Raw genomic sequence first — 12,554 nt, forward strand, 5'->3', positions numbered from 1 at the left:
AACTCGATTCACCGAAACGCTGTAGCTGCATCTCCCGGCCGCCCCTGCGCGGCCATCAGCTTGTCTGCGTGCTGGCGAACCTGGTCCAGCAACTCCAACTGCGCCGCAGAAGGCGCTTCCTGCGCTCGTACTAGCGCATACAGCGGCACCGGGATCAGCGGCTCCAGTGGACGTGCCTGAATCAATTGCCCTTCGTTAGCCAGCGCCGTGAGCGGATCGACCAATGCAATCCCCTGCCCGGTGGCTACTAGTGAACGCGCCAACTGATAAGTCTGTACCCAAGTATCGATGCGCGGTGGTGGGCTGAGCTGCTCCAGATGGCCTCGCAGCAGGCCGCCCAGCGCATCGCGGGTGTCCAGCCCGATTAGTGGCGCATCGGTTAGCTCCTCAAGCCGCAAGGGTTGCTGCAATACATTACTGGGCCACCAACCGCTCGGGGCGATTACCATCATTTGTCCTTGCGCGAGGATCTGGCTGCTGAGGCCCGGATGCTCCACGGCCTGCAATGTCAGTCCAAGATCGGCTTCGCGCAGTAGCAACGCCTCTACGATTTCCGCAGTGTGTTGAGTCGCGAGCTGACACGGCGTGTTGGCGAAGCGGCTTCGCCAGCAGCGCAACGCATCGGGCAGCAGCGCCTGTGCCAACGCGGGTGTACAGATCAGTCGTAACGCACGGTCTTCGCCGCGGCCGAGGTTATCCGCCAAACGCCGAAGGTTTTGCAAGTCAGCCGCCAGGCGTTCGGTTTCCTGCTGAAGAATGCGTGCCTCCGCGGTCGGCTGCAGTTTGCCGCGCACACGATTGAACAGCGCGAATCCGAGCTGCTGCTCGGCATGCTTGAGAATCTTGCTCGCCGCCGGCTGTGAGATATGCAGCAGTTGCGCCGCGGCGGTAAGACTGCCGGTCTGCAAAATGGCCTGGAACAATTCGATGTGGCGAAGGCGCATGCGTATGTTCCTGATCTGATCCGCCAGAGCATAACCTCCGGTTATGCATTGTCTCCATCCTTTCATTGGCCGCTGCGCTCGCCTTCGCCATAGGCTCCTGTTACCACGATCAGGGAGCGAAGCGATGCGAATTGCGGTAATTGGTGCCGGCGTTGTCGGCCTGACAACGGCCTATGCACTGATACGCCAGGGTCATCAGATCGAGCTGATCGAAAAGCGCGATCAGGTTGCGCTGGAGACCAGTTTTGCCAACGGCGGCCAGCTCAGTTATCGCTACGTCTCGCCTCTGGCCGACGCGGGTGTCCCGCTGCAGGCGCTCGGCTGGATGTTGCGCGGCGCCGACGCACCTCTGCGTTTTCGGCCACGGATGAGCATGCAGCAGTGGCGCTGGTGTCTGCGCTTTCTGCTCGCCTGTCGGCGCTCGACCAACCAGCGCAACGCGGCGCACCTGTTGCGCCTGGCGTTGCACAGTCAGCAAGTCTTACGTAGCTGGCGCGAACACGATGGGCTGAGCGACTTCGCCTGGCGCGCCAATGGCAAGCTGGTGATCTATCGTGATGGTGCGAATTTCGAAAAGGCCGCTGCCGGGCTCGGTACGAGTTCGGATCAATTAGTGCTCGACGCCCAGCGGTGCACCGAAATCGAGCCCGCGCTGCTCCCCTTGGCTGGAGAACTACGAGGTGGAATCTATTCGCCGGGCGATGAGGTCGCCGATTGTCACTTGTTCTGTCGACGTCTGCTCGAGCGGCTGAAACAGTCACCGGACTTTCGATTGCACTGTGGGCAGGCAGTCGGCGCGTTGCACAGCGAGCGCGGCCGGATTCACTCGCTGACTCTCGGCAACGAGGAACTGAAGCTGGACCATTTGGTTGTTGCCGCCGGTGCCGCCAGCGTCGCCTTGCTACGGCCGCTCGGCATCGAGCTGCCGATCTATCCGCTCAAGGGTTATAGCCTGACACTGCCTTTGAATAGCCGGTTGGGAATTCCGGAAACCAACGTGACCGATTACGACAACAAGGTGGTGTACGCACGCCTCGGCGACCAACTGCGCGTTGCTGCGATGGTCGACATCGGCGGCTGGGATGCCAACCTCGACCACGGACGGATCGCGATGCTGCAACGCCTCGCCAGCGAGATCTTTCCCGCCGCGGGAGATTATCGCAGCGCTACCCAATGGGCCGGCCTGCGCCCGGCAACCCCGGAGGGTACGCCGCTGCTTGGCGCTACTGGCATTGACAATCTCTGGCTCAACGTCGGTCACGGCAGCCTTGGTTTCACCCTGGCCTGCGGCAGCGCCGAGCTGCTTTGCGACCTGATCAGTAACAAGCGACCAGGCGTTGCGCTGGATGGCCTGGCGCTTACTTCCTAACTTCACTTTAAAACAGAGGACTCCGTATGACCTTGCAGCGCATCAACAGCAATGAACGCATGTCTGCCGCCACGACCTTCGCCAATATTGTTTTTCTCGCCGGGCAGGTGCCGGATGACCGCAGCGAGGACGTGTCCGGGCAAACCCGTCAGGTGCTGGCGAAGATTGACGATCTGCTGGCCGCAGCCGGTTCCGACCGTTCGCGAATGCTCAGTGCACAGATCTGGCTGAAGGACATCGACGCCGACTTCGCGGCGATGAACGTCGTCTGGAGTGAGTGGTTGCCGACCGGCTGCGCACCCGCGCGGGCAACCGTGGAAGCACGCCTCGCGTCGGCGGACGTGCTCGTGGAAATCATGGTTATTGCCGCCAGCGTCTGAGGAGGCAGCGCTTGCAGCGATGCCGGATAGGCCGCCGTTGCCGCGATAGACGACGTGGCTGACCTTGTTTCACCCAATAACAACAACATGAGAGGGAATGACGATGAACCAGAATATCCGTATCAGCTTGCTGGGCTGTGTCTTAGCGGGCTCGCTGAGTGCGACCACGGTCGTGGCCCAGGAGCGTTTCGTCACCATCGGCACCGGCGGCCAGACCGGCGTCTACTACACCGCCGGCCAGTCGATATGCCGGTTTCTCAATCGCGCCGAGACGGAGCCGGCAATCAAATGCAATGCGCCGTCCACCGCCGGCAGCGTGACTAACATCGTGTCGTTGAAAAACGGCGAATTCGAATTCGGTTTCATCCAATCCGACCACCAGCATAAGGCCCTGAATGGCCTCCCTCCGTTCGACAAGGACGGTCCGATCGAAGAATTGCGGGCGGTATTCTCATTGCAGACCGAGATTCTCACCGTCGTCGCCCGAAGCGACAGCGGCATCAAGACCTTCGATGATCTCAAGGGCAAGCGGGTGAACATCGGCGTTCCAGGCTCCGGTAGCCGCGACACCTTCGACGAAGTGATGAAGGCCAAGGGCTGGACCAACGCCGACTTCTCTCTGGCCGGCGAACTCAAGCCCGCGGAAATGGCTTCGGCGCTCGGTGACAACAACCTCGACGCCATTACCTACGTGGTCGGCCATCCCAGCGGTGCCATTCAGGAGGCACTGACGAATGTCGAAGCCGAGCTGATTCCGGTCAGCGGTACGGAAATCGATAAGTTTCTCCAGGGTGCCGATTACTACACCGCGGCCGAAATTCCAGCCGGGCTCTACCCGGGCGTGGACGCGGCGGTGCCTTCCATTGGCGGCAAGGCGGTGCTGGCAACCATGGAGAAGACCGATCCGGACGTCGTGTATCAGCTGGTCAAATCCGTGTTCGACAATCTCGAGCGGTTCAAGCGCCTGCATCCTGCCTTTGCCGGCCTGGAAGCCAAGGACATGATCCGCGTCGGCCTCACCGCACCGCTGCACGAAGGCGCCGAGCGGTTCTATAAAGAGAAAGGATGGCTCTGATCAGGTTGCGCCGCCGCTGATTGGGCGGCGCTTGCAATCAGTGTTTGTGATCGGCGCTGACGAAGGTCAGCGACGAGAACATACCGCGCACGCGTGCGTCCGGATCGTCACTGTCGACCGTGGTCGCTGCCGCGATCACGTTCAGGCCCCGGTTGCGCACTGGGATTCGCGCCCTGCCCTGTTGATCAGTGGTGGCGACAACTTTTTCCGGGTCGTTGATGTAGTCGCCGATCAGATCGATGCCTTCTGTGGCTTTTCCGTCCACCAGTACCTGCACCTCCAGCTCGTCACCGACGTCGACCGCAAGCGGATCCCGCTGCGGCACGATGACCAGCTTGAGCTTGTCCAGCGCGGGTAATTGCGCACCTTCCTTCAGAACCGCCAGGCTGTATTTGTAATAGCGACCGGAGTCCAATGCACCCGGCACTTGGGTTTCACCGACGTTCAGCCACTTTTTGTCCGCGGCTTGCGTCCAGTAGCCGTTGTCCAGCGCCACGCTGATCACCGCTGCGTCATCCAAAGGCTGAAGACGGGCATGATCGTCGAGCCGCTCGACTGTGACGGGTATTCTCCCGCCGGACAGGTTGGTCGCCCAGGCTCCGGAAATCTTCTTCGCGTCATAGGCGTTGTCCTCGGCGCCGTGGCCGTAAATGACCTCGATGTTGCCGCGCCGTTCCTCCGTCCACATCCCGTGGGCCCAAGCTTGACCTGCCATCAGCATCGTGATCAGTGCAGCGGTTATTTTCGCGTGTTGCTTGCTCATTTCTTCTTCCTATAAATGGGGATTGGTATCCGGTTCGTGGACCGAGCCGGGTCAGGCATTACAGATTCAACGACAGGCTCAGACTGAGGTTGCGCGGCTCACCCGGCATCACCCAGACATTGCTGTAAGAGCGCTCGTAGTAAGTGCGGTCGAACGCGTTGTTGAGGTTCACGCCCAAGGTCAAGTCTTCCGTAGCCTTGTAGCGCGCCAGCAGATCCACAGTGGTGTAACCCGGCAGTTCGAAGCCGCTGTCCGAGACGTTGCCGGATCGCTCGCCGACGTAGTTCACCCCGCCGCCCAGCTCAAGCCCTCGCAACCCGCCATCGAGAAATTCGTAAACGCCAAGCAGGCTGCCGCTGTGCTCAGGCACGTTGAGCAGGCGGCTTCCGCGCGCCAGGGTGTTGTCCTCGGTAACTTCGGCATCGACATAGGCGTAGGCGCCAATGACGCGAATCTGATCGCTCAACTGACCGGTTAGCTGAAAATCAATACCGCGGCTACGCACTTCACCGGCTGCGACCTGATAGGTCGTGTCGCCAGGGTCGGCGGTGAGCACGTTTTCCTTGGTCAGATGAAAAGCGGCGACCGTCATGCCGAGACGGCTGTCGAGTAAATCCAGCTTGAAGCCGGCCTCGTAACCCAGACCTTCTTCTGGGTCGAAAGCCGCGCCGGACGCGTCCGCGCCGCCATTTGGCTTGAATGACTGGGAGGCGTTGGCAAACACGCCAATATTGGGCGTTAACTGATACAGCGCGCCGATACGCGGGGTCAGCTTTTCGTGAGTCTGCTCGGTGCGCGTGCCGCTTACTTCGTTATCCAGGCGATGTTCATAGTGGTCGTAGCGAGCACCGATGACACCGAAGAGCTTTTCGGTGAAACGCATCTGGTCCTGCAAGTTCAGCGAACGGGAATGGACCAGCTCGTGCCGATCGGTGCTGCGTCCATTGAGCCCCACACTGAACGGTGGCCGCGGCTGGCCGTACACCGGCTGATAGATATCGATCTGTGACACCGGATTTGAGCGTAGCAGCCGCTCGTTCTTCGCATAGCGCTCGTACTCGGTGCCGATCAGCAGGTTGTGTTCGACACTACCGGTGTAGACCAAGCCGCGCAGTTCCAGCTGGGTGATGCTGTCTTGCCAGTCGAAGTCTCGGTAGCGGTACTCGCGGTTGATCGTTCGAGCATCAGCGAAGCTGCTCGCCTCGGTGGCGCCACCGTTCAGGCGGCCCTGCTTGTAATGGCTGGCGAGACGGACCGTCCAGCTGGCATTCAGGTCATGTTCGATCTCGGCCTGCAGGCTCTCATTGTTGTTTTGAATATCACCGTCTTCGGGCTCCCCCAGGAAGGTCGAGCGTGAGACGTTGCCGAGCCGGTCGTTCGGCGCCACCACACCGCGGTCGAACACCTGACTGTTGCGAATGACCTCGGCTTGTACGAGAAGGCGGGTCTGCGGCGTCAGCTCCCAACTGAAAGCCGGTGCGATGAACTGGCGGTCGCCGGAACGGTAATCCCGGAAACTCTGGTTGTCCTCCACCGCGAGATTCATGCGATAGAGCATCTCGCCCTCATCATCCAGCGGAGTGTTCACGTCCAGGCTGCTGCGATACCGGTCCCAGCGGCCAGCGCTCAAATCCAGACGTGCAAATTGGTCGTTCTGGGGACGCTTGCTGACGATGTTGATGGTGCCGCCGGGATCACCGCGGCCGTAGAGACTGGACGCTGGCCCTTTGAGAACATCGATGCGCTCAACGTTGGAAGCGTCTTGCGGATTCATGTGACCACGGTTGACGCTAAAACCGTCCTTGTAGAATTCCGAGGTGGTCAGTCCGCGGATGCTGTATTCGTACATGGTCAGGCCGCCAAAGTCGTTCTGACGCGCCACACCGCCAGCGAAGTCCAAGGCCTTTTCGATGCGCGGGCTATCTAGATCCTCAAGCACCGTGTCGGGAATGACGCTGACCGCTTGCGGGATTTCCTCCAGCGGGCTGTCCGTCTTGGTTGCGCTTATCGAACGTCTGGCTCGATACCCCGCAGCGGCGTCTCTCTGCTCTCGTTCGGCCGTGACCACAACCTCTTCCAGAACTGCCGTTTCTGCGTCCTGCGCCATCGCAGGCATAGCGCCGATGCCAGTCGCTACTGCCATCCCGATAAAACCTGCTGAAACCTTCCTACTGCTCATAACGCTTCCGATTCAGATGTTATACCATAACACTCTGAACGGAGCGTTCCGCTGTTGTCAAGATTGCGCCGCGCTCTGCGACGGTTGTTCATAGTTCGCATCGCCAGACCTAGGTGGAAAGCCGCTTTTCGTCGCGATCCAGTCGAGCTTTGCCCGGGCAGTGGAGCCTCAAAGCCCATTGTATCGGGGCTTTATATGTTATCCACAGAAGCTGTGGATAACGCTGTGAACATAACTGGGATGACTCGCCCAAAGGCCCGACTGGCGCGGCTTAGGAACAGATCGGCGAGTTTTTACCCAATAGCATTTACACGTTATAAATCAGTCACTTAAGTCAAGACAGCCAAACAGAGGAAACGCCCTGAAAGGGTGTTGTGGTCGGGCCTTGTCGTATGTGCATAAAAATTCTTGTCAATGTTTTTTTAAGAAAAAATGGCAGCTATAAGACTAGACAAACCACCTTTTCCGGCTCTATAAGCCGGCCTATTGCCACCATCAGGTCACAGCAACAACGCTACGCCGTATGTAATCAGTTGGAAAAGCGCAACGGGCAGCCATATCTCCTTTCTTTTGTCCGGACGGCGGGCTTGGAGGTTGGCGAATTTGAGGTAGTTAGGCGTGCCATGCACGACGTCTACGTCAGCAAACGATCAGATGGTTGCCGACTCCTGCGCACGCCGCGCACGGATGACAACAACTCCGCGTGCAGCTGTTGGTTTTCTGCCGGAGAAAATGGCAGCGAGCTCTCGAGCTTCAGGCTCCGACGGCACCGGAGGTAACTGGCCTGGGCTCCTGTCCATGATCGGCCCGCATCCCGAGTTGCCATCCAAGATAGGCCCACAGGAGCGCGCAAGCCGCACCGATCAGCGCAGCCAGACTGTTACCCTGCCCGAGCATGTCGAGCAGACTTTTAGCCCAGCCGCTGACGGCATCTCCGCCTCGATAGACCACTGTGTCGATGAAGTTCTTGGCCTTGTATTTGCTCTCGGCGTCCAACGGCGCAAACAGCATCTCTCTTCCGGGGCGGACGAATGCGTACTCACCGATTCGTCGCACGATCATTACCGCCGCAAGCAGGGCAAATCCGGGCGCCAGTGCGAGGCCGACAAACCCGATACACATGAGCATCGGCACGATCGCCAGCAGCACACGCACACCGACCTTTTGCGCGATGCGGCCAGTAATGAACAGCTGGGACAGCAAAGCGCCTGCCTGCACGATGAAGTCAATGATGCCGAAGACTCTGACCTGCGCCTCGCGATCGGGGAAACGCTCGGCAACCAAGCGAGCTTGCTCGAAGTAGAGAAAGGTAGTGACCGTCGCCAGCAGCACCACGAACCCGGCGATCCCCAGCAGATAAGGCGACCTGAGCACCGCCGTCAACCCGCTGAACGGATTACCGGGCAATGGCTGGCGGGGGTTTTCCGTCGGCTCCGCGCCTGGCCTGCCGGCGCCGCCATCTTCACGCCATCGCATCAGTACTTGCTTCAAAACCAACGCCAGACCGAGCAATAGAGCCGCCAGCAACATCAGCCCGGACGTGCCAATAGAGCCGATAAGCGCTGCGCTCAGGGCTGGCCCCAGCAGGCCGCCAACGCTGGCGCCGGCTGCAATGAAGGCAAACAGGCGTTTGGCCTGCTCGCTGTCGAACACGTCTGCCATCAGGCTCCAGGCCACAGACACAACGAACAGGTTGTAGACCGATATCCATACATAAAAAACGCGCGCCAACCAGGTGCTATCGGGCTGGAGCTGAAACAGCACAACGAACACCAGAAGGTTGATGCCGAAAAAGCCGTACACCCAATCGACGAAATGCCGGCGAGGTACCCGAGAGCTGAGCCAGGTGAGCAGCGGAACGGCCGCCAGCATGACCAGAAAGGTCACGGTGAACAGCCACTGCAGATTTTCGATGCCCGCCGCGATGCCCATTGATTCGCGTATCGGACGCAGCATGAAGTAGCCCGCGAAAAGGCAGAGGAATAGAAGGAACCCGGACAATGCCGGGCGCAGCTCATGGTCACGGGCGTTGAGAGCGACGCTCAGCCGGTGCAGGTGGGAAGACGTGTTCATGGAAGCTCCTAAAGGAGACATTGCAGATGAGTGGGCACGGGACAGCATCCGTGCCCCGGTTGCATCAGGGATAGGCGACACCCGTGAGCTGCTCGGAGACGACCCAGAGCCGCTCGGCCTCCGCCTCAGCGGTGGCTGCCGGTGGGGTCTTGGCGAAGCCCAGCGGACCGCGCTTTTCCTCATCTCCGGTCGGGCCGTAGTAGGCACCGCCAATGGCCTCAGGAGCGGTGGCCGCATACAGCGTGGACAAAGCGCCCTGAGCCGCTGAGTGGTACTCGTCACGGTCCTCGGCCCATTGCTGACCGAATTGGCTGTTCAAGCCTGGGCCGCGTGCGATCAGCTCGGTCACGGCGACACCAGGATGCGCCGCGATGCTGCGGATGCCCCAGCCTGCAGCCTCGCTGCGCCGCTGTAACGCAAAGGTCCAATGCAGAACAGCGAGCTTCGACTGCGCGTAAGTGGTGTAGGGGTTGTATGCCTGCTCGGCCTGCAGGTCTTCGAAGTTCAGCTCTGCGCGAGCGGCGGCAATGCTTGAGAGACTGACCACTCGGGCATCTTGGCTTTCACGCAGCAACGGCACCAGCAGGCCGGTCAGGGCGAAGTGTCCCAGGTAATTGGTTGCCAGCTGAAGCTCGAAGCCGTCGGCGGAGGTACCGCGCTCGGGCGGCGCCATGATGGCGGCATTGTTGATCAGCACGTCGAGACGCGGCAGCCGATGTTTGAGACGCTCGGCCAGGCCACGTACGGAGGAAAGGTTGGCCAGATCCACTGCCTCGAATACCACCTTTGCATCGGGCACCGACTCCTGAATCCGAGCGATGGCCTGTGCGCCGCGCTCAGGGTTGCGAGCGGCAATGATGACCTCAGCGCCGGCACGCGAGAGTGCCAGCGCATCCTCGAATCCCATGCCACTGGTACCACCGGTGATCAGGATAATGCGACCCGCCTGCGGAGGTATGTCGCTTGCGGTCCAGTCCGGTTTCGGCGCAACGCGACCGGAGGCCTCAATGCTCATGCCCCCTACAAGCGCGACGCCCGCGGTCAGTGTGCGCGCTAGGGCCAGGAATCGGCTGGTGCTTCGTTGGGAGCCCGCTGGGGGCGTTTCGGTGCTGTTCCACATAGCTGAACCCTCTGTTGAAACCGGCAATGCCGGAGGAGAGTCGATTATTTCTGTACGACAGCGATGTGATAATCCGATCTTTTCTGGATGACCCGTACGGCGCAGCGTACAGTTGCCTTCAACCAAGTGGAGGCTTCATGCGCCAGCCCAATCTAAGTGACGTCGCCTTGTTCGCATCCGTTGTTGAAGCCGGCGGCTTTCGAGCCGCCGCGCAGAAGCGTGGAATGTCCGCCTCTTCGTTGAGCGACTGCGTACGCCGCCTTGAAAGCGATATAGGCGTGCGGCTGCTTAACCGCACCACACGCTGCGTGACCGCGACAGCTGCCGGTGAGCGCTTGCTCGAGCGCCTGCGCCCTGCCCTGCTTGAAATTCAGTCTGCCTTCAATGATCTGGATGACGACGCGCATCGCCCGGTCGGAACAATCAAACTGAATGTCCCGGTTCCCGTAGCGCGTTACATGCTGCCGGATCTGCTGACGCGCTTCCTGAAGCTCTACCCCGGCGTGAATGTCGAGGTCATGATGGAAAACACCTTTATAGACGTCATCGCTGCGGGCTACGACGCAGGGGTACGCTACGAGGAAAGCCTGGCCAAGGACATGATCGCCGTGCCGATCGGCCCTCGGCGCCAGCGCTTTGTTGCCGCCGCCGCGCCAGCTTACCTGGCCGCACGAGGCACACCGTTTCATCCTGCCGAACTGGAAGACCACGAACTGCTGGGCCACCGCTTCGAAAGCGGTAAGGTCGGTATATTCGAGTTCGAGAAGGACGGCCTGACGTTTCGAATCCCGCCGCGCAGCCAACTGCTCACGTCCTGCCACGATCTCAAGATCCGTGGCGCCGTAGCCGGCCTCGGTATCGTCTACACCTTTGAGGAATTCTTGCGCGAAGAGCTGGCCGACGGGAGGCTGGTGCCCATCCTCGAAGATTGGTGGCAGCACTTCGACGGTCCTTTCCTGTACTACCACGGACGTCGTCATATCCCTTCGCCGTTGCGGGCGTTCGTTGACTTCATCAGGGCCGAAGCGCAAACGTAGTCGCGCTGCTCGGCCGCTGCTACCGAACCGTATTGCACCGGTAACCAGACGGAAGCCCTGACACGACAGAACACTAGCTTCACGAACGCGCTACGCCGGCATGCATTTGCCTTGCCGATTACCGGTGCGCCTCATCGTTGAAAGCGGTCAGGGCTTTTAGGTTTTCAAACTTTCACGGAAGGCCGGATCGTCCAGGTACGCCACGTTGAGACGCGTCCAGGGGACGGGAACGTTACGGTTTACAGCGAAGATCGAACCAGGGGCGAGCATTACGCCTTTGCTCAGACAGTGGCGGGTCAGGTCGTTGGTGTCATCGACACCGGGAAAACGGGCCCAGAGATAGAGGCTCTGTTCTGGACGGCAGAAAACTTCGGCATCCAGTTCATCGAGGATTTCCAGTCCGCGACGTGTGGCATCCCGGAGCCGATCCTGCAGGCGCGCCAGGTGTCTGAGGAAGTGCCCTTCCCCCAGGATCACGTCAATGGTGCGTTCGCTGTATTCGGCGCCGCTGTTGTGCAGGAGCATCTTCAGGTCGGCCAGTTCCTCGATGCGCTGTTTGCTGCCGGCGATAAAACCGACCCGCAGTGCCGCTGAGATCGATTTTGAAAAGCTCCCCAGATACAGCGTGCGGCTCAGTTGATCCAGGGCCGAGAGCTTGACCGACGAGCTTGGCTTGAAGTCGGCCATGGCATCGTTTTCTACGATGAGCAGGTCATGGATATCGGCGATCTGTAGCAGTCGATGCGCCTTGGCTGGCGAGAGGTCGGACCCAGTAGGGTTATGCCCAATGGACTGCAGAAAGAACAACTTGGGTTTGTGCCGCTTGAGTATACGCTCCAGTGCGTCCAGGTCAGGGCCGTCCGCTTGGCGAGGCACCCCGAGCATGCGCGCGCCTTGCAGCTGCAACTTGCCGAACAGAGGGTAGTAACCCGGGTCCTCCACCAGCACGACGTCGCGCGGCATCACATAGCGGCGAATGATCAGATCCATCCCGTGGTTCGCGCCGAGAGTCGTGACGACCTGCCTTGGCGAGACGGTGATCGCGTAGTCTGCGAGCTTTTGAATCAGCCGTTGGCGCAGCCCTGGATTGCCAAGACGCGTGCCATAGCGAAACAGGGTTGTGACTCCTCCCCTCACCACCTGACGGTGAAACTTGTCCAGGCGCATATCCATCAGCCACTCCACCGGCGGGAATCCTTCACCTAGATGCGAGTGACCCGGTTCGCGCACGAACTGCTGGCGCATCATCCAGATTGTGTCGAGCGCGCGGGTATAAGGCTCCGACTCATCGTCCTCCGTGCTGATCGCCGGCACGTCGCAGACAAAGAAGCCGCGGCCATGGCGGCCCTCGACCAACCCTTGCGAAGCCAGGTGCTCATAGGCGGTGATGACCGTGTTTTTCGAATACCGGTGCAGGCGCATGTACTCGCGCAGCGAAGGCAGCTTGTCCCCGGCCTTGAAAGCGCCATCGGCTATCTGCTGCGCAATGGCAGCGGCAACTTTTTGCGCAAGCGTCTGACGAGCCATGGTGGAGTTCCGGTGAGGGTGCAGGCTCGAACTGTCTCGCGAAACTGTACCTTCTTTCAAGGATACAGATGGGGCTACCGTTGACGC

General features: G+C 60.3%; 10 protein-coding genes. 4 read left to right on the forward strand and 6 right to left on the reverse strand.

The features are described 5' to 3' along the window. Positions 1-8: 8 nt before the first annotated feature. Positions 9-944 carry a LysR family transcriptional regulator gene (locus tag D7241_RS07095; protein WP_408100907.1) on the reverse strand — a complete coding sequence of 312 codons (936 nt, stop codon included), beginning with the start codon at positions 942-944 and terminating at the stop codon, positions 9-11. 124 nt (positions 945-1,068) lie between these two features. Between D7241_RS07095 and D7241_RS07100 the strand changes: the two genes are divergently transcribed. The 3 genes from D7241_RS07100 (at position 1,069) to D7241_RS07110 (ending at position 3,768) form a co-directional block, all read left to right on the forward strand. Then, positions 1,069-2,313 (forward strand): D-amino acid dehydrogenase, encoded by a 1,245-nt coding sequence (locus D7241_RS07100; RefSeq protein WP_408100908.1) that lies wholly within the window; start codon positions 1,069-1,071, stop codon positions 2,311-2,313. Positions 2,314-2,339: 26 nt separating this feature from the next. After that, on the forward strand, positions 2,340-2,693 hold the full coding sequence (locus tag D7241_RS07105) for a RidA family protein (protein WP_408100909.1): 354 nt from the start codon (positions 2,340-2,342) through the stop codon (positions 2,691-2,693). A 103-nt stretch (positions 2,694-2,796) separates the two neighbouring features. After that, positions 2,797-3,768 (forward strand): TAXI family TRAP transporter solute-binding subunit, encoded by a 972-nt coding sequence (locus D7241_RS07110; RefSeq protein ID WP_255976160.1) that lies wholly within the window; start codon positions 2,797-2,799, stop codon positions 3,766-3,768. Positions 3,769-3,805: 37 nt separating this feature from the next. Here D7241_RS07110 and D7241_RS07115 read toward each other — a convergent pair whose 3' ends face one another. The 4 genes from D7241_RS07115 to D7241_RS07130 form a co-directional block, all read right to left on the reverse strand. After that, positions 3,806-4,531: a DUF4198 domain-containing protein gene (locus D7241_RS07115; protein WP_408100910.1), complete on the reverse strand. Its 726-nt coding sequence runs from the start codon at positions 4,529-4,531 to the stop codon at positions 3,806-3,808. Positions 4,532-4,589: 58 nt separating this feature from the next. Beyond that, positions 4,590-6,674, reverse strand: a complete 2,085-nt coding sequence (locus tag D7241_RS07120; RefSeq protein ID WP_408101204.1) for a TonB-dependent siderophore receptor — start codon at positions 6,672-6,674, stop codon at positions 4,590-4,592. A gap of 789 nt (positions 6,675-7,463) precedes the next feature. Further along, on the reverse strand, positions 7,464-8,783 hold the full coding sequence (locus D7241_RS07125) for an NTP/NDP exchange transporter (RefSeq protein WP_408100911.1): 1,320 nt from the start codon (positions 8,781-8,783) through the stop codon (positions 7,464-7,466). Positions 8,784-8,847: 64 nt separating this feature from the next. Next, positions 8,848-9,798, reverse strand: a complete 951-nt coding sequence (locus D7241_RS07130) for an oxidoreductase (RefSeq protein ID WP_408100912.1) — start codon at positions 9,796-9,798, stop codon at positions 8,848-8,850. A 242-nt stretch (positions 9,799-10,040) separates the two neighbouring features. Between D7241_RS07130 and D7241_RS07135 the strand changes: the two genes are divergently transcribed. After that, positions 10,041-10,940, forward strand: coding sequence for a LysR family transcriptional regulator (locus D7241_RS07135; protein ID WP_408100913.1), 900 nt, complete (start codon positions 10,041-10,043; stop codon positions 10,938-10,940). Positions 10,941-11,096: 156 nt separating this feature from the next. Here D7241_RS07135 and D7241_RS07140 read toward each other — a convergent pair whose 3' ends face one another. Next, positions 11,097-12,467 (reverse strand): PLP-dependent aminotransferase family protein, encoded by a 1,371-nt coding sequence (locus D7241_RS07140; protein WP_408100914.1) that lies wholly within the window; start codon positions 12,465-12,467, stop codon positions 11,097-11,099. Between the last annotated feature and the right edge of the window lie 87 nt (positions 12,468-12,554).

The sequence above is a fragment of the Stutzerimonas sp. VN223-3 genome, assembly GCF_045999685.1.
Taxonomy (GTDB): domain Bacteria; phylum Pseudomonadota; class Gammaproteobacteria; order Pseudomonadales; family Pseudomonadaceae; genus Stutzerimonas; species Stutzerimonas stutzeri_AR.